26 protein-coding genes and 1 pseudogene are annotated in these 26,707 nt (G+C 61.5%); 16 read left to right on the forward strand and 11 right to left on the reverse strand.

Annotation, left to right across the window (positions count from 1 at the left end):
• The 9 genes from ABUH87_RS14320 to ABUH87_RS14360 form a co-directional block, all read left to right on the forward strand.
• The coding region (locus tag ABUH87_RS14320; protein ID WP_367774716.1) for a LysR substrate-binding domain-containing protein at positions 1-606 on the forward strand (606 nt) is incomplete at its 5' end.
• A gap of 102 nt (positions 607-708) precedes the next feature.
• Complete coding sequence (locus tag ABUH87_RS14325) at positions 709-1,581, forward strand: LLM class F420-dependent oxidoreductase (RefSeq protein WP_367774717.1); 873 nt, start codon at positions 709-711, stop codon at positions 1,579-1,581.
• 26 nt (positions 1,582-1,607) lie between these two features.
• Positions 1,608-2,351 carry a TauD/TfdA dioxygenase family protein gene (locus ABUH87_RS14330; RefSeq protein WP_367774718.1) on the forward strand — a complete coding sequence of 248 codons (744 nt, stop codon included), beginning with the start codon at positions 1,608-1,610 and terminating at the stop codon, positions 2,349-2,351.
• An 80-nt stretch (positions 2,352-2,431) separates the two neighbouring features.
• Positions 2,432-2,740 (forward strand): DUF1330 domain-containing protein, encoded by a 309-nt coding sequence (locus tag ABUH87_RS14335; RefSeq protein ID WP_367774720.1) that lies wholly within the window; start codon positions 2,432-2,434, stop codon positions 2,738-2,740.
• On the forward strand, positions 2,737-3,372 hold the full coding sequence (locus ABUH87_RS14340; protein ID WP_367774722.1) for a carboxymuconolactone decarboxylase family protein: 636 nt from the start codon (positions 2,737-2,739) through the stop codon (positions 3,370-3,372). The genes ABUH87_RS14335 and ABUH87_RS14340 overlap by 4 nt, the downstream gene beginning before the upstream one ends.
• Positions 3,369-4,235 (forward strand): TIGR03620 family F420-dependent LLM class oxidoreductase, encoded by an 867-nt coding sequence (locus ABUH87_RS14345; RefSeq protein ID WP_367774724.1) that lies wholly within the window; start codon positions 3,369-3,371, stop codon positions 4,233-4,235. The genes ABUH87_RS14340 and ABUH87_RS14345 overlap by 4 nt, the downstream gene beginning before the upstream one ends.
• 219 nt (positions 4,236-4,454) lie before the next feature.
• Positions 4,455-5,336 carry a hypothetical protein gene (locus ABUH87_RS14350; protein WP_367774725.1) on the forward strand — a complete coding sequence of 294 codons (882 nt, stop codon included), beginning with the start codon at positions 4,455-4,457 and terminating at the stop codon, positions 5,334-5,336.
• Between the two features lie 63 nt (positions 5,337-5,399).
• The gene (locus ABUH87_RS14355) at positions 5,400-6,578 is read left to right on the forward strand and encodes a hypothetical protein (RefSeq protein ID WP_367774726.1); all 1,179 of its coding nucleotides are present in this window, start codon (positions 5,400-5,402) and stop codon (positions 6,576-6,578) included.
• Positions 6,575-8,359 (forward strand): GH39 family glycosyl hydrolase, encoded by a 1,785-nt coding sequence (locus tag ABUH87_RS14360; RefSeq protein WP_367774728.1) that lies wholly within the window; start codon positions 6,575-6,577, stop codon positions 8,357-8,359. Before ABUH87_RS14355 ends, ABUH87_RS14360 begins: the two co-directional genes overlap by 4 nt.
• A gap of 138 nt (positions 8,360-8,497) precedes the next feature.
• Here the strand turns inward: ABUH87_RS14360 and ABUH87_RS14365 are convergent.
• A pseudogene (locus tag ABUH87_RS14365) lies at positions 8,498-8,990 on the reverse strand (transposase); the annotation flags it as partial.
• A gap of 319 nt (positions 8,991-9,309) precedes the next feature.
• Positions 9,310-9,555 carry a hypothetical protein gene (locus ABUH87_RS14370; protein ID WP_367774730.1) on the reverse strand — a complete coding sequence of 82 codons (246 nt, stop codon included), beginning with the start codon at positions 9,553-9,555 and terminating at the stop codon, positions 9,310-9,312.
• A 232-nt stretch (positions 9,556-9,787) separates the two neighbouring features.
• Here ABUH87_RS14370 and ABUH87_RS14375 point away from each other — a divergent pair, with 232 nt between their 5' ends.
• The 4 genes from ABUH87_RS14375 to ABUH87_RS14390 all read left to right on the forward strand — a co-directional run bounded on the left by ABUH87_RS14375 (position 9,788) and on the right by ABUH87_RS14390 (position 14,104).
• Positions 9,788-10,081 carry a TFIIB-type zinc ribbon-containing protein gene (locus tag ABUH87_RS14375; protein ID WP_367774732.1) on the forward strand — a complete coding sequence of 98 codons (294 nt, stop codon included), beginning with the start codon at positions 9,788-9,790 and terminating at the stop codon, positions 10,079-10,081.
• A 438-nt stretch (positions 10,082-10,519) separates the two neighbouring features.
• Complete coding sequence (gene chrA, locus ABUH87_RS14380) at positions 10,520-11,728, forward strand: chromate efflux transporter (protein WP_367774733.1); 1,209 nt, start codon at positions 10,520-10,522, stop codon at positions 11,726-11,728.
• A 368-nt stretch (positions 11,729-12,096) separates the two neighbouring features.
• The gene (locus ABUH87_RS14385) at positions 12,097-13,077 is read left to right on the forward strand and encodes a TIM44-like domain-containing protein (RefSeq protein WP_367774735.1); all 981 of its coding nucleotides are present in this window, start codon (positions 12,097-12,099) and stop codon (positions 13,075-13,077) included.
• Positions 13,078-13,360: 283 nt separating this feature from the next.
• A complete protein-coding gene (locus tag ABUH87_RS14390; protein WP_367774736.1) occupies positions 13,361-14,104 on the forward strand; it encodes an SDR family NAD(P)-dependent oxidoreductase in 744 nt (247 codons plus the stop codon).
• A gap of 181 nt (positions 14,105-14,285) precedes the next feature.
• Here the strand turns inward: ABUH87_RS14390 and ABUH87_RS14395 are convergent, their stop codons facing one another.
• Positions 14,286-14,555, reverse strand: a complete 270-nt coding sequence (locus tag ABUH87_RS14395; protein ID WP_367774737.1) for a GlsB/YeaQ/YmgE family stress response membrane protein — start codon at positions 14,553-14,555, stop codon at positions 14,286-14,288.
• Between the two features lie 930 nt (positions 14,556-15,485).
• On the opposite strand from ABUH87_RS14395, the gene ABUH87_RS14400 reads away from it, so the two are divergent.
• Both ABUH87_RS14400 and ABUH87_RS14405 read left to right on the forward strand, forming a co-directional pair.
• Complete coding sequence (locus ABUH87_RS14400; RefSeq protein ID WP_367774739.1) at positions 15,486-17,849, forward strand: TonB-dependent receptor; 2,364 nt, start codon at positions 15,486-15,488, stop codon at positions 17,847-17,849.
• Between the two features lie 73 nt (positions 17,850-17,922).
• Positions 17,923-18,111, forward strand: coding sequence for a hypothetical protein (locus tag ABUH87_RS14405; protein ID WP_367774742.1), 189 nt, complete (start codon positions 17,923-17,925; stop codon positions 18,109-18,111).
• Here ABUH87_RS14405 and ABUH87_RS14410 read toward each other — a convergent pair.
• Together ABUH87_RS14410 and ABUH87_RS14415 are read right to left on the reverse strand one after the other, a co-directional pair.
• Positions 18,098-18,634: a nuclear transport factor 2 family protein gene (locus ABUH87_RS14410; RefSeq protein ID WP_367774743.1), complete on the reverse strand. Its 537-nt coding sequence runs from the start codon at positions 18,632-18,634 to the stop codon at positions 18,098-18,100. The genes ABUH87_RS14405 and ABUH87_RS14410 overlap by 14 nt on opposite strands.
• A gap of 36 nt (positions 18,635-18,670) precedes the next feature.
• A complete protein-coding gene (locus tag ABUH87_RS14415; RefSeq protein ID WP_367774744.1) occupies positions 18,671-21,118 on the reverse strand; it encodes a TonB-dependent receptor in 2,448 nt (815 codons plus the stop codon).
• Between the two features lie 485 nt (positions 21,119-21,603).
• On the opposite strand from ABUH87_RS14415, the gene ABUH87_RS14420 reads away from it, so the two are divergent.
• Positions 21,604-21,720 carry an aldo/keto reductase gene (locus ABUH87_RS14420; protein ID WP_367774745.1) on the forward strand — a complete coding sequence of 39 codons (117 nt, stop codon included), beginning with the start codon at positions 21,604-21,606 and terminating at the stop codon, positions 21,718-21,720.
• Positions 21,721-21,819: 99 nt separating this feature from the next.
• Here the strand turns inward: ABUH87_RS14420 and ABUH87_RS14425 are convergent, their stop codons facing one another.
• The 6 genes from ABUH87_RS14425 to ABUH87_RS14450 all read right to left on the reverse strand — a co-directional run bounded on the left by ABUH87_RS14425 (position 21,820) and on the right by ABUH87_RS14450 (position 26,168).
• Complete coding sequence (locus tag ABUH87_RS14425) at positions 21,820-22,152, reverse strand: SDR family NAD(P)-dependent oxidoreductase (RefSeq protein WP_367774746.1); 333 nt, start codon at positions 22,150-22,152, stop codon at positions 21,820-21,822.
• Positions 22,149-23,024: an SDR family NAD(P)-dependent oxidoreductase gene (locus ABUH87_RS14430; protein WP_367774747.1), complete on the reverse strand. Its 876-nt coding sequence runs from the start codon at positions 23,022-23,024 to the stop codon at positions 22,149-22,151. Before ABUH87_RS14430 ends, ABUH87_RS14425 begins: the two co-directional genes overlap by 4 nt.
• Position 23,025: 1 nt before the next feature.
• Complete coding sequence (locus ABUH87_RS14435) at positions 23,026-23,592, reverse strand: nuclear transport factor 2 family protein (protein WP_367774748.1); 567 nt, start codon at positions 23,590-23,592, stop codon at positions 23,026-23,028.
• Positions 23,582-24,478, reverse strand: coding sequence for an SDR family NAD(P)-dependent oxidoreductase (locus ABUH87_RS14440; protein ID WP_367774749.1), 897 nt, complete (start codon positions 24,476-24,478; stop codon positions 23,582-23,584). The genes ABUH87_RS14435 and ABUH87_RS14440 overlap by 11 nt, the downstream gene beginning before the upstream one ends.
• Positions 24,475-25,005: a nuclear transport factor 2 family protein gene (locus ABUH87_RS14445; RefSeq protein WP_367774750.1), complete on the reverse strand. Its 531-nt coding sequence runs from the start codon at positions 25,003-25,005 to the stop codon at positions 24,475-24,477. The genes ABUH87_RS14440 and ABUH87_RS14445 overlap by 4 nt, the downstream gene beginning before the upstream one ends.
• A 110-nt stretch (positions 25,006-25,115) precedes the next feature.
• A complete protein-coding gene (locus ABUH87_RS14450) occupies positions 25,116-26,168 on the reverse strand; it encodes an AraC family transcriptional regulator (RefSeq protein WP_367774751.1) in 1,053 nt (350 codons plus the stop codon).
• Positions 26,169-26,707: the final 539 nt, after the last annotated feature.

The following is a 26,707-nucleotide window of genomic DNA, read 5'->3' on the forward strand; positions in this document are numbered from 1 at the left end:
GCGGAGCGCGTGGCAAACGAAGCGCCGGGTGTCTCGCTGCACATAGTCGAGGGATATTCGGGCCACTTGCTGCAATGGCTCAAGCAAGGGGAGCTCGATGCCGCGATCCTCTACGGACCCACCCCCTCTGGGGTGAACGCGACCCGGCTCCTTGATGACGAGCTGGTGCTGGTCGGCACGAGGGCTCACGTTCCCGAAAGCGGCGAACTCCCGTTTCGTGATCTAGCTCAGATCCCTCTGGTGCTGCCGAGCCATATCCACGGCTTAAGGGTAGCAGTCGAGACTGCGGCAGCGAAAAGCAGGACCCAGCTTGCGATTGCCTTTCAATCAGACTCGTTTCAGCTGATGATGGATCTCGTGGAGAGCGGGCGGATGTGCACGATCCTGCCGCCATCTGCAGTTCAAAAACAAGTTGCCAGCGCTCGCCTGCGTACCGCTCGGATCATCGATCCAGCACCGAAGCGCCAGGTCTTCCTCGCCATGCAATCGGGAGCACAATCCCCGCGCGCGGTAATTGCAGTGGAGGGCTTCCTAAGAGAGGAACTGGCGAGGCTGGTGGACATGGGGGTGTTTGTCGGCGCCCGCATTCGGGGAACGGCAGATTAGCGCAGGGGTATAGCAAACAGACATACCCCAGCGACCGACATTGTCTTAGTCATATGTCTCCACGATGAGCTAGGCCGCCGAAAGGCGGAACTCGGAGAGAGGATGAACATGCAGATTGGTGTTGCCTACCCGACGACCGAGGTCGCCGGAGATCCCGACGCGATCCGCAAGTTCTGCCTCGCCGTCGAGCAGATGGGCTACACGCACCTCATGGCCTACGATCATGTCGTGAAGTGCCCGCACGAGGGGCGCGAGCCGAAGTTGACCGGGCCCTATACCGACAAGGACACCTTCCACGATCCGTTCGTGCTGTTCGGGTTTGCCGCGGCGATCACTACGAAGCTGCAATTTTCGACCGGAGTGCTCGTTCTGCCCCAGCGCCAGACAGTGCTGGTGGCGCAGCAGGCGGCAGACGTCGACTTGGTTTCGCGTGAGCGGCTGCGCCTGGGCGTGGGCATCGGCTGGAACTATGTCGAGTTCGAAGCCCTTGGGCAGAACTTCAAGACACGCGGGCGGCGGGTCGAGGAGCAGGTTGAGTATCTGCGCAAGCTCTGGACCACGCCCATCCTGACCTTCCAGGGCGAGTTCGACCGGATCGATCGCGCCGGGATCAACCCGCGTCCGCGCCGACAGATCCCGCTGTGGATCGGCGGGCACAGCGAAGTTGCTTATGAACGCGGCGCGCGCATCGGCGACGGCTTCGTCTTCGCCGCTTCGGGCGAAGGTGCGGTCGAGGCATGGGGCCGCGTCCAGCACCATTTGCGCGAACTTGGGCGGGAAGAGGCAGAATTTGGCCGCGAACTCCTGGCGCTGTTCGCGCGAGACAAGCAGGAAACCGTCGATCACCTGAGGCGCTGGCGTGATGCGGGCGGCACTCACGCGGGCGTACCGTCCATGAACAAGGGCCTGGGCGGCGATATCGACGCGCACATCGACTACGCCGCCGACGTCAAGCGCATGCTCGACGAAGGCTGAGACAAGACCAGCCAAGGAACATCACCATGCAAATCACTGATCTGGCCCCGCGGATCGGCTCGCGTGTCGAGGCCGACCGCTCGGAACTTCTATCCGGAACCTACTCCAAGCAGATCCGACAGCTGCTGGAGCAGCGCGGCGTACTGCTGTTTCCCAAGCTCGGCTTCTCCGACGAGGAACAACTGGCGTTCGCCGAAACGCTCGGCGAAGTGATCCAGCAGGGTATCAAGGGTATCTACAAGATCACCCTCGATCCGACGCTGAACGACACCGCCGATTACCTCCATGCCACGACGCACTGGCACGTCGACGGTGCGCAAGACACCGTTCCAACTCTCGCGTCGCTGCTCACCGCACGTGTGTTGTCGGAGGTCGGCGGACAAACCGAGTTCGCGAATACCTACGCCGCTTACGACGATTTGTCGCCGGAGAAGAAGGAAGTCGTCGACGGCCTGCGTGTCATCCATTCGCAAGAGTATATTCAGCGGGCACTTCACCCGGACCCGACCGAGGCTCAGCTGAGTCGCTGGCGCGAGCACCCGGAGCAGAGCCATCCCATGGCCTGGACTCACCGGTCGCGCCGCAAGTCGCTTTTGCTCGGACTGACCGCAGGCCGTATCGAGGGCAAGAGCGAAGCCGAGAGCCGCGCCATCCTTGACGAGATGCAGGCTTGGGCAACCCAGCCGCAGTTCGTCTATCGGCATCATTGGACCGTCGGCGACATGATCATCTGGGACAATACCGGCGTCATGCATCGGGTGGAGCAGTAACCAGCCGACAGCGGTCGGCTGCTCAGCCGCACGACGCTGGTCGGTGAAGAGACGATCGCCTAGAAAAGGGAACGGGAACGATGCCAGCCTACATTATCGTCTATCGCGAGAGCCCGGTCACGAATCAGGCCGCCATCGACGAGTACTCGCGCCGCAATCGCGATAATGCTTCTGCTTCCCAGGAGAAGTTCGGCATTCGACCGTTGGTCGTCTACGGCGCGTCCGACGCTTTGGAAGGCAGCAATCCCGATGGCATCGTCATGCTGCAGTTCCCGACCGTAGAAGATGCTCGCGCCTGGTACGACAGCCCTGCGTATCAGGAGGCCCTTGCCTACCGCAAGGAAGCCGCCGATTGGCGCGTCGTGATCGTCGAAGGGCTGCCCGGATGAGCAGCGGTGGCACGCGCCAAACGCAGCGGATCGAAAATCTCCCGCCGGAGGCTTGGACACCTGAGGTCGAGGCGTTGTTCCCGATCATGCTCCCTCCGGATTCCTCGGCGAAAGGGTCCGACTTCAATTCCATTCTGCTGCTCGCCCATCACCCCCGTTTGTCGGAGCCGTGGCTGCAGTTCAATGCCAAGGTCGCGCGGGGCTTTACTCTCTCGGCGCGTGAGCGCGAGATCGCCATCCTGCGTGTGGCATGGCGCCGTGGCTCGGAGTACGAGTGGGTCCACCACATGCTTTCCGGTGCACGAGCCGGGCTGACGGTCGCTCATTTCGCGGCGTTGCAGAGTGAGGAGGCATCCGGCGATTGGTCGGAGCTTGAAACCGTGTTGATCCGCGCCACAGATGAAATCTGTCTGTCAGGCGGTGTAGCGGCAGGTACGCTCGCGGCACTGCGCCAGCACCTTAGCACCGAACAGCTTTTCGAGCTGCTGTACGCGACCGGTTGTTACATCGCGCTTGCGGCGATCCTGAACACCGCGGGTGCCGCGGTCGAGCCGCAGATCGCTGCGCAGGCTGCGTCAGCCGGACTGCCGCACTTTGATCCGCTACCTAAAGCGCAGGGACGATCCTCATGAAAAATGCCCAAGCACGTGTCGGACGCCTCGGTATCTGGTCGCTCGAGCTTCGCTTCGGTGATCATGGCGAAGCGGCCGAAGCGGCGAGCGAACTCGACGAACTCGGATACTCTGCGATATGGCTACCGGGCGGTATCGGCGGAGACCTGACTGGCGACCTAGACCGCCTGCTCGCCACAACCCGCACAATGACGATCGCGACGGGCATCCTCAACATCTGGAAGCATGAGCCCGCCGAAGTCGCCGAATGGTGGCACGGGCTGGAGCAAACGAGCCAGCAGCGTGTGCTTCTCGGCCTCGGCGTGAGCCACGCCCATGTGATCGGGGACGCGTACAAGAAGCCGCTGGCGGCGATGCGGGACTACCTCGGCTTGCTCGACGAAGTCGGCTTGCCGAGACAGGCGCGGTGTCTGGCTGCGCTTGGCCCCAAGATGCTGGAACTCGCCCGCGAGCGTACCGCCGGTGTGCATCCCTATCTCATCACGCCGGCCCATACCGCGCTTGCTCGAGAAGCTGTCGGGCCAGACAGGCTGGTCGCGCCGGAGCAGGGGGTTATCCTGGAAAAGGATCCCGTGCGTGCACGCGAAATGGGGCGAGCCGCGCTGTCGCACTACAATTCGTACCCGAATTACCGCAGCAGTTGGCAGCGGCTCGGCTTCTCCGAGAGCGAGATCGATGCCTTAAGCGATCGTCTCATCGACGCACTCTTCGCATGGGGAACGCCAGAGGTGATTGCCGAGCGGGTGGGGGAGCACTTCACCGCCGGAGCAGACCACGTCTGCATTCAGGCGATTACCGGCGGAGGTGTGAGTGTCTCGGCGGCCCGGCCTATCTGGCGCGAGCTTTCCAAAGTGCTGCTGTGAACGTATGATCCGAACCGACGTTTCTATTGTTTTCTGTCGCTACAGTCAAAATTATAGATGCTAGTATTTGCAATGATCAATATGCTTAGCAACGCGGCTGCGAGATGTTAACCGCCGATGTGCGGTTGCGGCCGTGGTCTCGGTGGCGGGCAGCAGGGATAGCAATGATCCGTGAGCATCAGGGCAGTACTTGTGATCAGATTGAGAAGAAACTGTTTTTTGATGCTCGCAATCCTGATGGCGAGTGGCTCGGCGCACGCCGAGTCCGTCTACATCGCAAAAGATGCCTCGCTGCCGCAGGCCGAATATGTGTCGCGCCGGTTGGCCTTTGCGCTGAGAGAGGGGGGGCACACTGTTACGGCTGAGCCGAGGGGGTCCGAATACCTGATAAGCGTTGCGGTAGGCGAGGGGCAACTGGCGCCCGAGGCCTTTACGATCATACCCGAGGGGAGACATATCACCGTTTACGGCGGCGACGCCCGGGGAATGGTTTATGGCGGCTTGGCGCTAGCGGAACAGGTGCGCAGCGGTGTGGCGCTTGATCAGGTGAAACCCAGGACGGAGTCCCCGCGTTTCCCATTCCGGGCTATCAAGCACAACCTCCCTTGGGACAGCTACCGGCCCAGCAAGGCCCTGGATCAGCACCTCGCGACGACACGCGACCTCGCATACTGGGAAGCCTTTCTCGACATGATGGTCGAGAATCGCTTCAACGCCTTGACGCTGTGGAACCTGCACCCCTGGACCTACATGATCAGGCCGCGCAACTTTCCCGAAGCCAGCCCGTACAGTGAGAAGGAACTGGCGGACTGGCGCGACCTTCATCAAGGGATCTTCCGTCTCGCCAAGGAGCGCGGGATAGATACCTACCTCGTCCCGTGGAACATCTTCGTTAGCAAGGAATTCGCCGCGGCGCACGGTGTCGGCCAGCTGAATACCTACCCCTACTATAACACCAAGGGGGATACCTCCGAGCTGATCAAGCGCTATGTCCGTGAAAGCGTCGCGCAGGTGCTTGAGGAATATCCCGATCTCACCGGAATGGGCCTGTCGCATTCGGAAGGGATGGGCGGAATGACCGCGGAGGAGCGTGATGAATAGGTTGCTGACACCTATCTCGCGGCGATCCGCAGCGCGAAGCGTCCCGTCAAGATCATCGAGAAGGTGCCGTCATCGTCCGGTCCGGTGATGGACGGCTCGACCAGCCTCGAAACCGAACAGCTCACGCGCCGGAACCTTGAAAAGATAGACTTTGCCGATGGCCCGGTCTGGCTGGCGGCGAAGTACAACTGGTCCCACGGCCATTCGACCCCAACATTGGTCGGCGTGCACGGCGGCGAGCTCACCGACACCTATTTCAAGCCCGAACCTAAAAACTATAAATTTACCTGGATCGTCCGAAACGAGGACTTCTTCGCACTCCGCTGGGGCGACCCCTCGTTCATCCGCAAGCATATCGCGGAAAATGGTTCGGCTAGTTACATGGGCGGCTACATCATTGGCAGCGAGACCTACATCCCAGCGCTCGACTACTTCACGGCCGTCAAAGATGGGGTGAATTGGCGCTATGCGTTCGAGCGTCAGTGGCTGTTCTATAAGTTATGGGGGCGCCTGACCTACGACCCTGAAACGCCAGACGCCGTGTTCGCGCAGCAATTCCACCAGAAGTATGGTCCACGCGGGCACAACTTGCTCCGCGCGTTCGAACTTGCGTCCAAGACTCCGCTGCGCATCGCTTCGCTGTTCAACTCAACCTGGGATCACACGCTTTATAGTGAAGGGTTGATGGCGCTCGACGAAACGACGACGAGATATATCGGCGTCGATCGCCTGATTGCGCAGCCTGTGCTTGACCCGGCTTACGTCTCGGTGGCGGACTATGTCGAAGGATTGTCGAGAGGGCGCAGGTTTGCCGCTGATCGCGTGACTCCGCCGGTCCTTGCGGATCAGCTCGAGACTGACTGCCGCGAAGCCCTGCGCCTGGTTGCGAAGATTGACACCCGGGGCAACACCGCGCTGATGTACGAAGTCGCCGACGTCAAGACGTGGTCACATTTGGGACTTCACCTCGCCGAGAAATTGCGGGGCGCCACGGCGCTGGAGAGATTCCGGCGGGGTGGCAACGATGCTGACAAGGCTCGCGCCATCACTCACCTCGAGAATGCGCTGGCGCAGTGGGACGAAGTCATCACCATTACCCGCCCCATTTACCGCGACATGTTGCTCACCCATATGATCGGCTCAAGCAAGGCGCTGCAGCCCGACGCGGCATTCCACTGGGCGCTGATCCGCACGCAGGTCGCCCAGGACGTGGAAGTGGCGCGAACCGCCGCACGCCGATGAACATCGATGATCAAGACGAGAGCTGCAATAACATTTGCCTCCGTATGAATGCTCGCGAGCTACAGCCCCAGCATGAAGATGTCAGCGCCGGCAAACGCTCCGGAAAAGAAATGCCGTGGGTGCTCCGGTGCGTTGATACAACGCGGTACATTTTTCCCTCAAGCAACCCGGAAAATTCCTGTTATTTGGTTCAAGACATGAATCTTGGGGAGCTTGGAATGACAAGATTGGTCCTGAATGCGCGTCTGACATCGCCTGCATTTTGCTTGGCCCTGGCGGCCTCGTCGGCGCTCGCCCAACCGGCGCCGACAACCTCCTCCACCCGCGCTCAACCCGCGACGGTGAAGGTCGACTTCAACACGTCGCGTGGCGATTTCCAGCACCCGGAGCGCTACAACAACTTTAGCCGCTGGTCAGCTTGGCAGCCGCAGCGAGATGCCGACGTTCGTTTCCTGAACGAGCAGGGCCTGCATGGTAAAGTCTACAAGGTGTGGGTTGACGCCGAGCGGATCCACGACCTAAAGACCAACGCCTACAATTACAAAGGCCTCGACGACTACCTGGCCGACGCAAGCCTCTTGTCGGACGAACTGCTGATGGTGATGGATACGCGCGTGTCGGTGCGTGACATGAAACGAACGCCTGCTGATATCAAGCCGATCATCAAGCGCATCATGACTGATCTGAAGCGGCGCTATCCGCAGATCCGTTATATCGAGGCGTTCAACGAACCCGATCACAATTTGGCCAAGAACGTGACGCCTGCTGGGCTCTACGACTACTACAAGGTTTATTATGAGGCGGTGAACGAGATCAACCGCGAGCTGCAGCCGCAGGTTCCGCTGGAGATCGGCGGGCCGGGTTACATGCAGTATAACGAGAAGTGGATGTACGCCTTCCTCGATCGCTATGCGGCCGACTCTTCCCCGGACAAACGCCTCGATTTCCTGTCATGGCACGCATACGGCGAATTCCCGGAGGGAACCGGCGACAGCGGCGGCCCACGCGCGTTCCATTTCTACAAGGGCAATCCCAGCGAAGTCGCCGGGCAGCGCAAGCTATTGAACGCGGCGCTCAGCAGCCGCGGCCTCGATACGAAGATCCCAGCCTTCATCACCGAAACGGGTATCTATCCTGGTCCCTCGTTCGATAATCAGAACGACCCGCGGCCGGACTACCTTATCGGCGCGGCCGGTGTGCCTGCTCTGCATTATTGGTACATGGAGCAGCCCGACACCTATCCGTTCAATTGGGTCATTCGCCACTCGAGTGAAGAACGCAAGGATCAGTTGGTCACCCGCTCACGCAATGGCGAGCGCATCGCAGTCCGAGGTAATGACAATGCCGAGGGTTTGCCCACCAACACCTTCACTCCCTACGGCAATGCGATGGCGATGATGGCGAAGCTCAAGAAAGAGCGCGTGACGGCTCAGTCTAGTGCCCTCAAGGATGGCATCGGCGTCTACAGCATCGCCACTAAGGACAACTACGGCGCTGCGGTAATGGTGTGGAACTACCAGCACGTCGGCCAGCAACGCTACAACACAACAATCGAAATGGGCGCTCTGCCAGCCAATCTGCGCGGCAAGAGCCTGTGCCAGCGGATGTACCGGATCGACGACAAAGTCAGCAACTACTGGGCCAACCCGGATACCGCCAACCTGCAGCAGATTGCCACAATAACGGTCAAGCCGACGCAACGGCATAGCGTTTCTGTCGATCTTACCCCGAACGCTCTTCAACTGGTCACGCTGGAGCCAGCGACGTCCTGCGCCAGCTGAGAGGCGCGCTGTCACAAGCGCCTGCGTCGGGTTCACGTCGGCTCCGAAGTCGGAGAGTTTCGGCGAGCGGGTGGGGGCAGCTGGCGCTACACCCCACCCGCTCGCTAGATTACAACAGCGGCGGAGGGCCGGACGTCTAGCGCCATCGCAGCCCTGGATATCCGCGGTTCGCACGAGGATGAAGATCAGAGAGTCGCAAGTCCGTCAGGATGTGGAGCTTCCTTACCCTTGACCTTCTTTCCGGCATCATAGCCGCAAGGGGCTGCCGCTTTCCGTGGTTTTCTTTTACTGCCAGTCGATGGCGCCAGCACTCGGAGAGGCTTCTCGGCCCTCGATCTCACACAGATACATGACCAGCATGGCGTTCATGGCGTGGAGAAGGCCCGCATCGCGCCACGCAAAGAAATATCGCTGAACGGTTGAGGCGGCGGGAAGCACTTGGAAGCAGCCTCCATGCACAGCCACTCGCAACGATGTCGAGCGAGGCACTTAGGACTTCGCGCACATCCGTCGTGCGGCGCCGGCCTCCGCGCTTTGCTGGCGGGATGAAGGGAGCCGCTACCAACCATTCCCGGTCCGTCATATCGCTGGAATAGCGAAATCCTTTGCGGGTATCCTCCTGCCGGGCAATACGCGTCTATGCCATCGATCACTTCATCTCTGGAAACGATCGGCGCGTTGAGCGATAACCGCACATCAGCCTGCCAGCATTGGCAGCCTGATCATCCTTGGCCCTGCCGAGGATCGGTGTTCCTACACCAGCCCGCGGGGCACTACACGGAACTCGAACTGAAGCGGTAAGCGACGGTGTTTAAAGGAAAAATTTAGAAGGGTATTTCGCGGGGTATTGGCGCCCGGGAAGTTGATATTGCATCAGCAAAATCGGTATGTTTGTATATCAACTCGACTCCTTCCCGCTCCGCCGCACGCCTGGAAGAGCCATGGTATCGTCACGCGCGCACTTGAGCCGAAGGGCTTGTAGCTTTCAGAACCTCATCGGTTTCAACAAGAATGAATGTTCCATCTTTCTCAGTGTTAAGCGCACGTCCATCTTCAAGCATGTGCTTTCGCGATCGGGTGCCTTCCGGATCGAGACTATCGGCCGAGGCGCCCTCTGGCAGGTCGCTCATTTCAACGATGACGTATTCTTTCCCGCTTGTCCCGACTGCATTGAACTTGTCCGTGACTCTCCACATCGTGTCCTCCTCTCGCGCAGTGTCATCCGTCGTAACGAACAAGCCGGCACTGCTGATCCCATTAATGGCTCACGCGCAAAGCGGCTGCACTGGATCGGCTTAGATAGAGGGTTTGGTGCAGGCTTGACCTTGGCATCAGCCGGGGGGGGCTTGAAGCCCTGCCGCAGCCCGTTGCCCGTTGCCCGGCTGTGGGCGAAACCCTACATGCGAGAGAAGCAAGCGAGGAGCCTTCATGCGTACACCCGAAGCCATTGCCGGAATGGAATGCCCTGTCTGCCGGGTAGGACTGGCTATGAGTGATCGCCAAGGCATCGAAATAGATTACTGCCCTCAGTGTCGCGGTGTCTGGCTGGACCGCGGCGAACTCGACAAGATCATCGAGCGCAGCGTCCCGGAACCCGCCCGCGGCCCAAGCATGCCGCAAGCGCGACCGCAGTCTCCTTGGCAAGAGCAGGATTATCGCGGCCATGATCCGCGCTATCAGAAGAAGCGCAAGAAGAGCTTCTTCGAGGAACTGTTCGACTGACCGAAGCCGAGGCGCTGGCTCGGACGATCGGACAGTTGGGGATGACGCCAGCGCTTGAGCCTTGAGCATAGTCCCGGCTAACTGCGATGCGCTCTCATAGACGCGCTCGTCCATGAGATCAGCACCGCCGAAGATGATAGCTCGTCCTTCCAGTGGAAGACTACCCCCCAGGTGCGGCCCCGCAGGGTGCGGCTACGTCTGTGTCTGGGCCGGTGTAGTCGCCGAGGCCGACATCATCGGCGGGCGCACTGCGAGGATTGCCTCGTTGCTGAAGCATCGCCGGGTCGAGGCATTCTGCCCGGTGTGCACCCTTACGCCATCGAGGAGATGGCGGCGAGCGCTTCTGAGAAGCGTCGCGACCTGGGTCGAGGCTTCCCTGGCCCGGACCGCCCCGAACGGCTCCCCCTGAATTGCCATGCCTGCGACAGAAGAGCATTGATGACAATCGCAGAGGTAAGCACACGAGCCGACACGATGCCGCAGCACGTTTCATTGACAGCGCTGTTCCTCAAGTTTCTGCGCTTTGGATTGCTCGCCTTTGGCGGGCCGGTGGCCCAAATCGCGATGCTGCGCCAAGCACTGGTGGAAGAGGAGCGCTGGATCGACAAGACGCGCTTCAATCGCCTGCTCGCCGTGTTGCAAGTGCTGCCCGGTCCCGAAGCGCATGAACTTTGTGTCCACATGGGTATGATCGCCCGCGGAAGGATGGGCGGTGTGCTTGCCGGGCTTGGCTTCATGCTACCCGGACTTTTCCTCATGCTCGTTGCGGGATGGGCGTACGTCACCTGGATCGCTGGGCGATCCGCTTGGTCCGGGGTTCTCCTGGGCGTGCAGATCGTCGTGCTCGCCATCATCCTGCGGTCGGTGGCGCGGATCGGACAGCACATCATCGAGAACACGTTACTGGGGGTTGTCGCTGCGGCCAGCCTCCTGGCCACGCTATTCGGCGCACCGTTCTGGATCCCGCTTGTCGCGGGGGGTCTCGTCTATGGATTAGCGCGCCGCCTCCGCTGGGCAGCACTGGTCGTCGCAGGCGCTGTCGTTGCAGCAGCGGCGGCCCACTTCCTGCGGGAGCCGGTCGACGCCATCCCTGCGGCAATCTTGACTGAGCCGGCAGTGGGCGCATTGTTCCTGGCCGGGTTAAAGGGTGGGTTACTCACATTCGGCGGGGCTTACACTGCCATACCCTACGTTCGCGCCGATACCGTGGGCCGCGGCTGGATCAGCGACGCGGGCTTTCTCGACGGCATCGCACTGGCCGGTGTTCTGCCAGCGCCTCTGGTGATCTTCGCGACCTTCGTGGGCTATATCGCGGGCGGTCTGCCCGGCGCCTTGGCGATCACCGCAGGGATGTTCTTGCCCGCTTTCGGGTTCTCGCTGATCCTGTTTGAGCGGCTTGAGGCTATCGTCGAGTGGCCCGCCCTCCACCGGATACTCGAAGGCGTGGCAGCAGCAGTGGTGGGCGTGATAGCGGCAACTTTTGTTCAGCTGGGCCAGGCGACCTGGTCCGCTGCGTCTGAACACGCCATCCCGATTGCGATGTTTGTCGCGGCGCTTCTGGCTGCTTGGCGGCTTAGAGGCACATGGGTAACTCCTGTCATCATTGGTGGCGGCGCGCTCATGGGCCGTTTGCTGCTTTCCGCATAAATCATCGCTGTTCGACCAGAGCCGAAGCCTGCAGCGCTGACCTGCGCCAGTTAGCCTTAGAAAGCGCACACCAAGCGAACACCTTGCTCCGGCCACGTTGCATTTGCGGGAAGGGATGCTACATTGTGCCTGTGCGGGCCGGGCCCCTCTGGCGATTGCTTGTGCAGTCGTGATGTCGGACCGCATCGAGTGCGCTCGATGCTGGTCGATACATGTCCTTTATCTCCGGCAAAGTGTGTCACTCGTTCGCTAGACCAGAACCGAGGGCGCTCGTGCCGCAGCAGGACCTGTCATCGTTCCGCTGCCGCCCATCGCATCCTCACCCTGAGAGCACAGCGGCCGGCTTGTGAGCCGCACGAGGAATACGAATGACCGGAATGAAGTTTCGCAGCATTGGTGCAATTGCGATGGGCTTGGCCGCCTTTGCCATGACGGCAATGCCGGCGGAGGCCAAGCGCGGCGGCAGCTTCGGCAGCCGTGGATCGCGGACGGCTGTCGCACCGGCGACTACGGCGACCGCGCCCAAGCAGGTGGCCCCTGTTCAGCGCTCGATGACCGAGAAGGCGCCCGCTCAAAGCTCTGCCAGCCAACGCGCTGCGGCTTCGGCAGCTCCTGCGAAGCAAAGCAGGTTCGGCGGGATGGGCAAGGGGCTGCTCGGCGGTCTGATCGCCGGCGGCCTGATCGGCATGCTACTGGGCAACGGTTTCGGCGCCTTGAATGGTAGCGGAATCCTCATGGCTCTTCTGCAGGTTGCCTTGATCGGTGGTCTCGTCTGGTTTGGATTGCGCATGTTCCGCCGTCGCCCCGCGATGGCTCCAGCTGGCGCGCGAGCTGGTGCGCCGGGCATGTCCGCTTTCACTGCTTCTCGGCCCCAGGAGCAGCAGCACAGTGGCTGGTCCAAGCCGTTTCCCGCATCCGGTGCATCTGCAGCACCCGTGACGCAGGAACTCGCAATCAGCCTTCAGGACAAGGAGGAGTTCGAGCGCCTGCTGACCGAAGTGCAGGACGCCTTCAGCCGCGAAGATTATGCGCGCCTGCGTGCGAGCACGACGCCGGAAGTCATGTCCTACCTGGCTGAAGACCTCAGCGTGAATGCCGGCAATGGCTTGCGCAACGAGGTTTCGGCGACGGAACTGCTCGATGCCGAAGTTGCCGAAGCCTGGAGCGAAGCTGGCGCCGATTACGCGACCATCGCCATGCAGTACCAGAGCATCGACATCATGCGTGACCGCGACACAGGCGCCGTGGTAGAAGGCGATCCGACAACTCCGACGCGTACAACCGAACTGTGGACCTTCGTCCGCCGCGGTGAAGGCTTCTGGATGCTGTCTGCCATCCAGCAAGCGTAAGCGAAAGATTGGCATTCCAACACGGTACAACCGGCGGGCCGCGAACATGCTTATGTCGCGGCCCTTCGACTGGACGCACGTGGATCAATGTTCGATCGCACGCGCCGCTGCGCATAATGCTCCCTGAATTCATCGCCGCTCTTGTTGTTTCGGCTCTGCTATTGCTAGCTTGCTACGACGCAAATCGGCTGCGCATGGCATAATAGCCGGAAGCACGCGCGCGGGGTCTTGCAGACAAGATGGCCGCGAGTTGATCGCGAACCGGGCTGGGAGGAGAGGGGCATTGACGCAGAAGGTGGCTTTTATCACAGGCGCCGCGCGAGGGCTGGGCCGAGAGATCGCACGGGCCCTGGCGAGAGATGGATGCCGGCTGTACCTCGTCGACGTCCTTGGGGACCGGCTGGAGGACACGGCGGCGGAGTTACTCGCGGCTGGACACGAGGTCGTCTCGCGGCTCGTCGACGTTTCGAACCATCATCAATGCGTCGAAGCCGTGTCGGACTGTGTTGAGCGCTTCGGAGAACTCACGGTGCTGGTCAACTGCGCCGCGATCATGCGTATGGAACCCTTCACCGACACTTCCGAGGAGGTATGGAACCACATCCTGGCGGTCAATTTGTCAGGCCCATTCTTCCTTTGCCAGGCAGCGATCCCGCACCTGATCGCCGCACGCGGGAGCATCGTCAACGTGGCCTCGTCGAACGGACTTATGGGCACTCCGTACACCGGACCCTACAGTGCGAGCAAAGCGGCATTGATCAGCCTGACCAAGACGCTTGCTATGGAATATGTTGAGGAGCCGATCCGTGTTAACGCGGTCTGCCCTGGACCGATGGCTACGGAGATCGCCAGCGAAGCAATGCCCCCGGCGAGCATCAAGCGCGAGAAAGTCGCCCGCTATTCCGGGCAACGCGGTCTGGGCGATGCCGTAGACGTCGCCAATGTGGTTGCATTCCTCGCCTCAGACGCGGCAGCGGGCGTTCACGGGGCAATCTGGACGGCCGATCTCGGCACTTCTGCTGGATAGAAGCTCCATAGAGACGCGGTCGGAAAAGTAGCCGGCCTTGTCATGATCGGTGCGTGCGCCGCTGAGATGGCGCGAGCGACCCGGTGTAGTTCTGAGCACTCGGCTCCAGGTACTGGCCACATAAAAATGGCGGTGTCGCCTTTCGACGACACCGCCATTTTTTGAAGCCAGGCTTCAGGGCTTATCGGATCGAGCGACGCGTGAAGAGGTTCACGATTGCAAGCAGCACCACTGCGCCCAGCAGCGAAACCAGCAGCGAACTCAGGCTGAAGTCGCCTGCCGCGATATTCCCGCCACCGATCAGAGGGTTGAGCAGGAAGCCTGCAAGTAATGCGCCGACAATGCCGACGACGATATTCAAAAAGATACCCTGTTGTGCGTCACGATTCATAATGAGGCTGGCGAGCCAGCCAATGATGCCGCCGATTACGATGGCGAGGATAAGTGTCACAGCTGATTCTCCCTCAGGTTGTGACAGATGAACACTTCAGAGTGGACGCAGGTTCCAAAGCGTTCATTTAACCACACCGGATAGAACCGGGGCGCCGGACTCTTCAGTATGATACCGGCATAGCAAGGTAGGACGACCGCGCGCTGATCCTGTAGCTCACCAAATCCGCTGATCGCGACCCTTCGGCCTTTACCGGTCTGACTGGCGTTGCAGCAAAGGGTCGCTAACGATCAGATGCAATAGCTCGATCGTCGCGGCAATGCCAAAGCCTTGAAACGAAGATCCTTCTGTCCGCGCTCGCGGCGGACGACTGGGCTTCGTCTGGGGGCCCACGACCGTTCGTGCGACCCGAACCGCTCGAGCTTGTCCACATGCTACACTCCTAAAACAGCCTGGCCTTAACATAAGACATATTATCAGACTTCGTAGTCGTAGCCCGCCGCCGCGAAACGCCGCAAGATCGCCTCGCCGGTTCCCGCGCTTGCCCCGGTGATGCGCAACCGGCCGGCTTGCCGTGCGCCCATAGGGATCTTCGCTCGACGTCACTTGTGCATTCATCCGGGGGCCTGCTCCCTCTTGAGCCTCTGCGCCCGTACCCCGCTTCGCGACGACCCAGCGCAGCATGTTGGCTTCACTTAGCCGTACGCTGCACAGGATCGCCAAGGAAATGTGGCCGTTCTGCTTCGCTGACAGACGGGAGCAAATCGCATCTCAGTCTCGGGAAAGTCAGCGCGCACAGCAGTGGCATCGCTTGTAGGGGCCCATCGCGTTGCCTCTCCGGACATGGAGAGGCACGTTCAGACAAATTAAAGAAGTCGCAGCAAGTACGAGAGCGCCGGCAGGTGGCGCCAGTTGGGGGAGAAGCTGGTGGAACATACAGCAGCCCGGTCCGGGCGGAGGATGCTTCGCAAGTTGGCGTTTACGTCTTCGATGATCACCCTTTTCACTGCGCAGCCCGGGCTGGCCCAGCAGCAGGATGTTTCCGCCGCCAGCCCGGCATTACAGGCCGAGGAAAACGACGCCGATCGTGCGGACATCGTCGTGACCGCCCGCAGGCGTGAGGAGAGCCTGGCCGACGTGCCGATCTCGATAACCGCCTTGGGGTCTGCGGACCTCGTGGCGCGCGCGGTGGTCACTGACGCCGACCTGCAGCGCACGGTGCCCGGGCTTACGATCCGGCAGACGCAGGGCAACAACTCGCTCACCTACTCGCTGCGGGGGCAGAGCGCGGACATCTTCAGCGGCTCGCCCTCGGCCGTGGTCACTTATCTGAACGAAGTCCCGATGCCTGTCGCCGGCTCCTCAAGCTTCTTCGATCTGGCTTCAGTGCAGGTATTGAAGGGGCCACAGGGCACTCTGTTCGGGCGCAACGCGACGGGCGGCGCAGTCCTGTTTACCTCCGCCAAGCCGACCAACGAGCTGGAAGGCTTCGTGCGCGGACGCCTCGGCAATTACGATCGCCGCGAACTCGAAGGCGCGCTCAACGTCCCCATCGTGGACGACAAGGTGCTGCTGCGCGGCGCGTTTAACTTGTCCTACGCCGACGGCTTCATCGAGAACCGCTACACCGGGGAGGACCTTGGCCGGATCAATCGTGAAAGCGCACGCTTGTCCCTCACCCTCAAGCCCGCACCAGGTGTCATCAACACCACCGTCGCACAATATGCGAATAGCAGGGGCACCAACACCGGCGCATCCTATACCTACAGTGTCTACGGCTGCGGCGAGACAAACAACGGCTTTGCATTGTCCTGCAGTGCCGGGCTGCTGTTCGGTCCCTCACTCGACTCAGTGCTGGGGCCGGGTGCCTGGGCCGCCTACCTGGCTGCGAACCCCAAGGCCTATGCGCCTGGTCTAATCGCCTACGTGGAGGAGCAGCGGCGCCTTGGCCAATACGTCACCAACCACCCGTCCGGCGCCGATCATTTTGGCGAAACCTGGAACGTCTCCAACACCGCGGAGATCGAGTTCGGCGACAGGCTGCGCCTGCGCAACATCTTCGGCTTCGTCGATGCCTACACTGACTCGCAGCAGCCGCAGCTCGGCGCCCCCTACGCGACGATCCTGACTGCGAACGCGGCCGTCGGGCAGTTCGGCAATATCGAAGACATCCGCTCCTACTCCGAGGAGCTCCAGTTGCAGGGCGAGACAGCGGACGGCGCGCTGGAGTTCATCGTCGGGCTTTACATTCAACGCCAGCGCGCCCGTTCGCTCTATCCGCAGACCTACTTCGACCTCCGGCCCAACGCCGGTTTCCCCACGTATGCCCTCAATCACTTCCGCATCAAGAACTACACCGATGCAGTCTATGCTCAGGGAACCTACAACCTGGAGCAAATCGGCATACCGCGTCTCAGCGTAACCGCCGGACTGCGCTACACCCGAGAGCGAGTGCGCGGGTTGCAACTCGCCGGTTCGGACAACTTCGGCGCGCCCGAGCAGAGGCGCACATACGAAGACCCGAGCTGGGAAGCGGGTTTGGAGTACAAGGCCAGTCCAGACCTGCTGTTTTACCTCAAGACGCGCGGCAGCTTCCGCAGCGGCGGCTACAATGGGACGCTTGATCCGGTTGGCATCGTTGCGCTCGGCGGCAGCAACTTTTTCCGCTCAGAAACGACACAGGACATTGAAGGCGGCGTGAATTTCAGCGGCCGCGCTTTCGGTGGTCCGGCCTCGTTCAGTCTCGCGGTTTTCAACCAGTGGATTCAGGACGTGCAGCGGGTTGAGTTCCCGGACCCCGATGGTCCGGCCGGCCCGCTCGCCTCCATCGCTTTCACCACGAACGTCCCGTCCGAGAGGGTCCGCGGCATTGAGGCCGAGGGCGCGGTGATGCCTGCCGAATGGTTGCGGGTCGGCGGCCAGCTCGCCCTTACCGACGCGGACTTCACCGACAATCAGGTGGTGCTGTTCGGCAGCACCTATTCCTACGGCCCGGTGGGCGACACGCCGCGTGCGTCTGGCACGGGATGGGCCGAGTTTTCGCTGCCGATGGCGCCGAATACCGGCGAGGTGATGCTGCGTGGCGAAGTCTATGCGCAGACGGGGCAATACTTCTCCAACGCCGCCGACAGCATCGCGCCGCGTACGCGGCTACCCGGCTACGCCCTCGTCAACGGCCGCCTGAGCTGGAACGACATCATGGGCTCGAACTTCTCGGCCGCCCTCTTCGGCGACAACCTGCTCGACGAGGAGTACTTCGTCGGTGGCATGCAGCTTGCCGTCGCGCTGGGGCATAATGGGGCGGTGGTGGGCCGGCCCCGCACTTACGGCCTCGAAGTCACGCTTCGTTACTGAGCTGTGTGGTCGGCTGGCTGCTGCGAAAGCAGGCGGTGACCAGCATCATGTTCCGCGCAACGAGGATCTCTAGTTGGAAGATAATCTGGGTGCCGTGAACGTGCAGTTGGGGGACGAAAACATGGCGCAGCGCGACGTCGCGACCGCGATCCCGCCGACATACGCAACTTTCCAGTGGATTGAGCCTGGCGTGCGTATCGCGCGCCTCGGCAGGTCCGCAACGCTAACCGTACGCTTGCGAGGGATCGCTACGGCTTTGTGAAGTCCGGCACTCCGGAGTGGGCTGTCCGGAGTGCGGCAAACCGGATATCCTCTGCACGCTTCCCAGGCTTCAGTCCCTGAGCACCGATGTAATCCTGGTCGACTGGGAGAGTGATCGACCAGTCGCGCACCGCCACGCGATGCCGGATCTTCCAGGCCCCCTCCTCGCGCACCAGAGTGTCGATGAAACGTCCGCCCAGTTGGTTGATGACCTCTCCGCCCTGATCGGCATTGACGCGCATTACCGCCAGAAAGTACGTCTCGGCACCGGCTTCGTCGCCGGTCACCGAGATGGTAGACTGGCCCAGGAGATGCGACAGGCTGTTCACGTGCCGCATCTCATCGGTGATCACCTTCGCAAAATCCGCGCCGCGGCCACTGCGTGGGCCATGATCGTCCCAGCTCTCATCCGCGTAGACGGCCGCCATGGCGGGCTGATCACACCTGTCGCACGCAGCGCAGTACGCGCTCAGGACTTTGCGGATCTCATGATGATCGATCATTTCCTGCAGCACGTTGGACATGAGAGAGTCCTTCCTGGGGTGAGCAGCTACGCGCGCCTAGAAGCCGGCGAACCTCGCCGAAAGCCGGACGAACACTTCGCGGCCGCGCTCGGGAATACAGGCGAGTTCGTCCGTCCCGGCAGCATTGCGGACCTGTGCGCCCGAGAGCGTCGGCAGCAGAACTTGCCCCGTCGCCGCGCTGAAAGTGGTGCAATTTGCCGCGACGTACCTGTTGGTAAGATTGTTGCCGATCAACGACAAGCGCCAGGCGTCGTCATCGGGACCGAAGCTGATGTTCGCGTTGATCTTGGCGTAGCTTGGCTGCGTCAGTCCGGGAATTCCGTCGAAGCGCCCGAGACCGCGCAGGAACTTGGACGAATACAGCGCATTGACGCCCAGGTCCAACCGCATCGCCTCGCCTACAGGCATTTCGTAGTCCACGCCGCCGGTCAGCGTCCACTCGGCCGCCTTGGGTAGCGGCGCCCCTGACAGGTCCTGTCCGGCGAACTGCTTCGTTGTTGGAGTGATCGGGACCCCCGGTGCCAGCGGGAGAGGATCGCGATTGCAGCCATCGGCTATGCGCTGCCCACCGTAGCACGGAGCGTTGTCGAACCCGGTGAAGCGCGCGCGGTTCCAGTTGACCGCCAGCCGAGCGGTAAGCCCGTCGATGGTTGGTGGCGCATAGCTCATATCGAAATCGATACCGTAGACCTTGGATGAGGCGGCGTTGATGGTGCGCACCACCGGGATACCGTTCGCCGCCTGTTCGTTGGCGCCCACCTGCAGGTCGCTGTACTTGTAGTAGTAGAACGCCCCGTTCACGATGAGAGCTCGATCAGCGAGGCGCGCCTTCACGCCGACCTCCCCGCCCCGCACGCGCTCGTCACCAAAGGAATTGTCGCTGTTCGGCACGGCCGCCAAGGTCATGACGTAAGAGCCAGACTTGTAGCCCTGCTTGAGCGCGCCGAAGATCGTGAGGTCTTCGTTTGCCGTATAAGTGAGGGTCAACTCCGGCGACCAGTTCTTGGAGCGCAGATCGGGCCGCAGGATCGGAGTCGGCGTAGTCGCCGAGCCGAAGCTGGTGATGGACGAAGCATCGTCGTGCCGCTTCTCGTCAGTGTAGCGAACACCAGCGGCCAATTCGATGATCTGCGAAGGATGCCACCGCAGCTGCCCGAAGGCCGACAAGACATCTATGCTGACGTCGTTAACGCCGCCGGTAAGGAATCGTGGCAGCCCCAGCGCCCGGTTACCACCAACGTAGATGCGGTTGCTCACTTGCCCGTCCTGATAGAAGCCACCGAGTAGGAAATCGATCGGCGAGTCCGGGAAATCCGATTCAAGGCGGAACTCTTGTGTATAGTCGCGACGGTGGAACTGGTTATCGGACAGGAGCGAAGGCCCTGCAGGTCCGGAGTTCACACCGTTGAGCAGACCATCCACCTCATGGTTGAAGAAACCGGTCGTCGACGTGAGCGTGAGGCTCGGTGCGACCATGTAGTCCACCTGCAAAGTCCCGAAAGTCGTCAGATAGCGCATGAACGGAACGCCGCCGTTGCGCGCTTCGGGAAAGGCCGCTGTGTCGAGGTCTACGATGTAGGACAGCCGGTCCACGGCGCAGTCTTCCCTCGGGTCGATGAAGGGAATGCCGATCGGGGAGGCGACACCGTCGGGACAGCTGCCGAGCGGAGCTCCGCCGCCGATGATGCGCTTGCGGGTATTGTTGATTTTGAGCCGGACGCGCACATCGTCGGTAGGCTCCCACAGCAGGGTGCCACGAAGGATGTACTCCTTGCCGCCATTATAGCGAGTGGTCGTGGGCGTTCTGCCGCCAAGGCCGGGTGCCGCAACCGCGCGATTGATAAAGTAACCGTCGTCCTCCGAGTACATACCGGCAATCCGCACACCAACGGTATCGCTGATCGGTAGCGAGTAGATCAGTTCACCGCGCTTTTCTCTGGCTTGAAAACCGTAGAGAGCACGCGCGATCAGCTCGGTCTCGTCGCCAGGGTCGGCAGTCTGAATGGCGATGACGCCGCCCGGGCTGTTCTTGCCGAAAAACAACGCCTGCGGCCCTTTGAGTACTTCGACCTGAGTCATGTCGAAGAGGCCGACGTTATAGCTGGCACCCTGGGTGAGCTGCAGACCGTCGATGTTGATCGACACCGACTGATCGACGCCGGCGTCGAGCGAACTGGTGCCGACCCCGCGCAGCGACACTTGCGTGCCCACGGTAAGGACATTGCCGCCGATCTGGAGGCCGGGCACCTGCCTCGCGATGCCCGAGACATCGGTGATCTGATTGCGGCTGATCACGTCGGCGCTCAGAACCGTCTCGATCACGGGTACTTCGAGGATCGATTCCTGCCGCCTCCGCGCCGTGACGACGATGTCGCTTGGGCTGACGAACGCTCTGGTAGCGGGTGCCTCCTGCGCGGAAGCGGGAGTCGTGATGTGCCACGCCAGCAGCGACACAGCTGCCTTCAGCAAAGCTGACTTCTTCACCCCTCGTCCTCCCGAATAAGGCACCTGCCGTGCGCGTGACGAGAGCAAGAAATCATCACAACAGTGGCAGGTACTTTGTTATGGAGCCAGGTTACTCCAACTCACTAGCAAGTCTTTGCCTGCGACGGTAAGGGCAATTGCCCGAAAGCGTTACCTGCACAGACAAGTGGCGTTTCGGCTGATATTTGAAGGCGCGAACAGCGTTACGTAGTCGCTATTCTTCGGCGACTGCGTAGACAGTCGCATCACAATTCATCTGTGTGCAACGCGAGCGGCTTTGCTCTGGAACCGCGACGGGAACAATGCAGTGCAGGCGACCGCACCGGCGACAAAACATCAAATTCGCGAAGGAAGATGGATGGCGATGCAACTCGATGACTATCGTTTGCTGGGCCGATCAGGTCTGCGTGTTTCTCCGCTGGCGTCGGGTACAATGACGTACCGTGTTGGCGCGGGCTCCTAGGGGCAGCGGCGACGCCCGCGAGATGATTGATACGTACCTCGATTGCGGCGGCAACTTCATCGATACGACTGACTTCTATGGTCAGATGAGCGGTTCGGAGATTCTGCTCGGTGAGCTGGTGATAGGCCGGCGCCATTGAATTGTGATCTCGACCAAGTATACGCTGACGACAAGCCCGAGCGATCCGAATGGCAGCGCCAACCACCGCAAGAATTTGATTTGCTCGATCGAGGACAGACTAAAGCTGATGGGCACCGCCTACATCAGCGTTGTAACTCAGCACGTCGATCCGCCCGAACGTGTCGAGCGCGCATTCGATGATCGCTTTGCCGCCTTCGGGCGTCGCTACACTATCAGTAGACGCGACCGCCTCGAACCCGGAGGAGCGTAGAGCAGCCGCCGCTTCCACTGCCACACCGACATCGCTGCCCGCACCGCTAAGTGCGCTGCCGTTGTCGTTGATGACGAGCTTGGCGCCTAGCGGCCCCAGCAATTCGGCGTAAGCGCGACCAAGCCCGCGTGCGCCGCCTGTGATAACGACAACTCGATCATCGAAGCGCAACGGATTCATTCGCCTCTCCAGGTCGTCACACCGGGGCCCCAAAGCGGTGCGCCACGGCTTTCACGTAGCGATGGGATCGTGCGCCCGTCCTTGTCTGTGAGGCCATACTCAGCCGCGAGCTCGGCGTTGATAAAGGTGCCGCCTGACCGCGCGCCCACGTTGGGGTCGCTCGCCAGCGCGGCGATCACCCGTCCCGGGAACTCAGGCGAGGAACCCACCGCACTATTAAGCTGCTGCGCCATGCCCGGTGCGGACTTCAGGTTCTCCACCGCTCGCTCGGTGTACGTGAAGCCCTGCCACAGTGAGAGCGCCGTGACGCCGGTTCCGGCGAGTTCGTAACCAATGTCGCGCATCATGCGGTCGGTGGCTGTCTTGGTGGTGCCAAAGATCACGTCATAGGTATAAGTTACCCCGACATAACCCGAGAGTGCGGCGATAAGGCCGGAGCCTTGCGGCACCATGATCTGCGCGGCGTGCCATGCGCAGATGAAGGCCGCGCGCATGCCGGTGTCCCAGATTTCCCATTCGTCCAGCGGCTTTTCCCAGAAGCCCACGCGCTGGGTCATGGCGTCCGGGATAGCCATGGCGTTGTTGACCAGCACATCGAGCCGACCCTGCTCAGCCTTGATCCGCTTGAACACAGCGGCGATCTGCGCATCATCGGCAAGGTCCATCTGTGCAGCGATACCCATGCCGCCACGCGCATTCACCTCCGCGACTGTTTCGGCCAAGGTGCCCGGAAGCGTATGGCCGCCTGGGGCGACTGTGCGGCCGGTGACATAGACTGTCGCGCCTTGCTCCGCGAGCGCGCAGGCCGTGCCTTTACCGATCCCGCGGCTTGCCCCGGTGACGAGCGCGACTTTTCCGGCAAGAGCGCCCATCTCATTCCTTCCCTGGGTTGGCCGGCGCCCGCCGGTTGATCAGCGGCCGCTGGTACGACGGATCTTTCTTGCTGCGTGAGGAGACACCGTTCACTTCGATGTCTGGTACGTCCGCAAAGGGGATGGGCATCGGCGGTGGCAGGCAGCCCCATTCGATGACGTTCGTACGAAGCGCGATCCGCCATTCCCCGCCGCGTCTCTGAAGTCGATCGATGTAGCGCCCCCCGGCAATCCAGAGACTCTCGTCGCGATTACGGCCGACGAACTGATAGTAAGTCTCGCTGTGCGCTGTATCGCAATCAAGATCGATGGTCGTCTGCAACAAGGCATGGTGGGTCAGGACCTGCCCCTGCTCGTGCATCGGGATTGCCCAGTCCCAGCAGTCCGCCGCGCTGCCCACAAAGGGGCCGGCTGCCATCTCCGCATCCGGCCAGAAAGCCGAAAGATAGATCTCGCGGTCGAACCGATCCATGCCACGCGAGAAGCGCGCGAGACACTCCAGGATGTCCTGCTTATCGAGCAGCGCTTCCAGCCGCGCCTCACGGCTTGCGGTCGGGTCACTTGCCACGATAATCCACCTCCGAGATTGGCTTCCAGACGGGCGAGCCCCGCGTCGCACGCGCGGACTCGATCACAGAGCCGTCTGCATCCGTTAGCCCATATTCCCGCGCCAGCTCGGCCGTGATGAACTCGCCGCCCGAGCGCTTCATGATGTCGACATCAGTGGCCAGCGCCGCGATCACCCGACCCGGATGCTCGACGCTGCTGCCGTGCATCGACGTGATGGAGCTGGTCATCTTGTCGCCCATCTTGGCCAGATTGTCCTTGGCCTTCTCGGTCAGCGTCAGCCCCTGCCAGATCGCAAGGCTTGCCACCCCGTGCGGTTCAAGTTCGATCGCCATGTCCCGCGCCATACGGTCGACAGCGGATTTCGAAGTGCCGAACACCACGCCGTACGTGTAAGTGACTGCAGCAAAGCCCGAGATTGCGACAATCAACCCGGACTTCTGAGGCACCATCAGTTGTGCCGCGTGCCAAGCCGCAACATAGTTGGACTTTACGCCAACATTCCACATCTCGAGGTTGGAGAGCGGCTTTTCCCAAAACCTTCTGGGCTCCAGCAGGTCGTCCGATAGAGTGAAGGCGTTGTTGACCAGGACGTCGAGCCGCCCTTGCTCCGCCTTCACTTGCGCGAACAGTGCAGCAACCGCCGCATCGTCTCCATGGTCGCAAGCGACCGCGATCCCCTTGCCGCCGCCTTGCTCGCCGCGTTGGCAGCACTCCGCTGCGGTGGCGCCTACTGTGCCGGGAAGGTAGTAGTCCTCTTCCCTGACAGTGCGGCCGGTCACGTAAACCGTCGCGCCCTGTTCGGCGAGGACGAGTGCGATGCCTTTGCCGATGCCGCGGCTAGCGCCCGTAACAACTGCGACTTTGCCAGCGAGAGGCCCGGTCATGCTTGCTGGCCGGCGAACCAGCGCTCGCTGTAGTCGCCCTTTGCGCGCCCGGGGAAATGCTCGGCGGAGAAGGGATAGCCCATCACTCCCTTCGACCAGTCAGCCGCAGCGCCCCATTCCTGCTCCCAGTCGTAAAGCATGACCCGATCTGCGATGCGCCACTCCTCGCCGCGCTTCTCGAACCGATCGAGATAACGTCCGCCAATGCAGGTGTCCCGGTCCCCCTCGCCCATGGCGACCCGGTGATAGGAGATCACTTGCGTCTCCGCCCGCGCACTATCGCCCGACAACTTCAAGTAGGTTTGGCCCAGCACGTGCTGCGTGTTCTTGATGGCGTCGGCGCCCGGCACGACCCAGGCGAGATAGGTCTCGAAATCCCCAGCATGCACGCCATAGTCGAACCTCGCATCCGGCCACCAGCAAGAGCGGATGAGCTCCGCATCCCGCCTGTCCTCACCCCGCGCGAGACGAACCACGCAGCTGCGGATAGCTTCACGGTGAAGTAGTGCCTGTAATGCGGGTTCCATTGCCTCTCCTCTCGCTAGCTTGTGAGCGTTTGGGCAGACCCTATAACCAAACTGCCATCGGCGCTTGACCAATCTGGACAGAACATCCGCGGCAGGTGGCATCATGCCCCTCACCGTCCCGCCGCTTGCGCCCGTAACTCTGTTGGTGAGACGCCCAGATGGCGGCGGCAGAAACGGGTGAAGACCGCTTGCTCGGCGAAGTCGAGCTTGCCGGTGATCCACAGGAAGCTGAGTTCCGTGTGCCGGACGTAGTAGCGCACCAGTTCGCACCGGACCTGGTCCTTGATCTTCTGGAAGGTCGTACCGCTCTCACGAAGACGGCGGTGGAGCGCCCTCGTGTTCATCCCCAGTTCGGCCGCCACATGCGTGTTCGTTGCAAGACCTACCGGTATCAACCGCAGGATTGCCGCACGCGTGGCCGCCTCGATCGGAGGCGCCTGAACAGGCCAATGGGCTAAGACGTTCGCGATGGCCTTTGAAGCCACGCTCCGATCTTGCCCAACGATCGTGTTCGCAAGATCCTGCTTGCTGAAGACGATACCGTCGACAGGCTGATCGAACAGCACTTCGCAGCCAAAGTTGCGGCGATAAACGGCCGGAGATGATACCGGGCGATGGCGCAGGAGGATCTGGCGGCCTCGGCTCCGTCCGCTGGTCAAGACCATGGCGCCCAGGTGTCCTGCCAGCAGAATATGCTCCATCGCCTGCTCCTGCTGGGCGAAATCCCCTACGATGATCTCATGCGAGAACACGATCCCCTCTCGTCCGGGGATGGCATGGCGGGTGATGCGCGCTGCAGGGCTGTGAACATGGGCAAGCTCAACGACGTACTGCAGCGCTTCTCCGAAAGTTCGCGCACTACGCATGATCGTTCCAAGCGGACCGTACAGGTCGGTGCCAGCCTGATGGATCGCCAGGCGCATGCCGAAATCCAGGCAGCCCAGTCGGTTCGAGGCACTCGCCAGTAGATCAACGAACTGCCTGTAGGTCACACGTGCTGGTCTCTGCGTGCCGCAAGGAATGCCGACCGCGCTGAGCAGATCTTCTGGCGTCGCACCCAACGTGGCGCATAGCTGCGGGAAACCTGCGAGCATTTGCGCTCCGACGAGATCGAAGCCCTCGCCTCCAGCGCTGCCATCCGGCTCTCGGGTGCTGTTGATCATCAGGATCTCGATCTCCGAGGGAGGCGAACTCGGCACATCCGGGCAGCGGCGCCAATACGGACTTCGCTACGCGTCCGAATAAATCAAGCCACCTGTGAGAGCAACGTGTAGCCAACACCAGCTGAGCAATGCGGCGTGGGACTCCGCTTGGGGCCCGAACGCCAACAGCTCAGACGCGATTGAACGTGTCTATCCGCACCGGCCAGGATTCAAATCGCACTCTCCATCATCGGGCGGAGCCTCTCATGAGAAAGCATTTAGCCGGCCCGAGCTTGCACAAAGTACCATCCTGAAGGAGCCGGTACAGGCTGTGCAGCAAACCGCGTGCTTGTGCGTTGCTGACCGGTGATTGTGAGGTTGTAGACTGCTGCTGCATCATGGCAGCAGTAGCGAGGCGTTGGTGCGGCAAGGCCGCCAGGGAGGGGCGTGTTCGTGAACAGACTACCGGTTGGGACAGGCCGCGTTGGTAGAGGAAAGGCGCATTTCGCCGTGGTGCTTCCTCTCGCGCCTGTTTGGCGCGCTGCGGGCGCAGTGGAACC

Source organism: Novosphingobium rhizovicinum, from assembly GCF_040813635.1.
Lineage (GTDB): Bacteria > Pseudomonadota > Alphaproteobacteria > Sphingomonadales > Sphingomonadaceae > Novosphingobium > Novosphingobium rhizovicinum.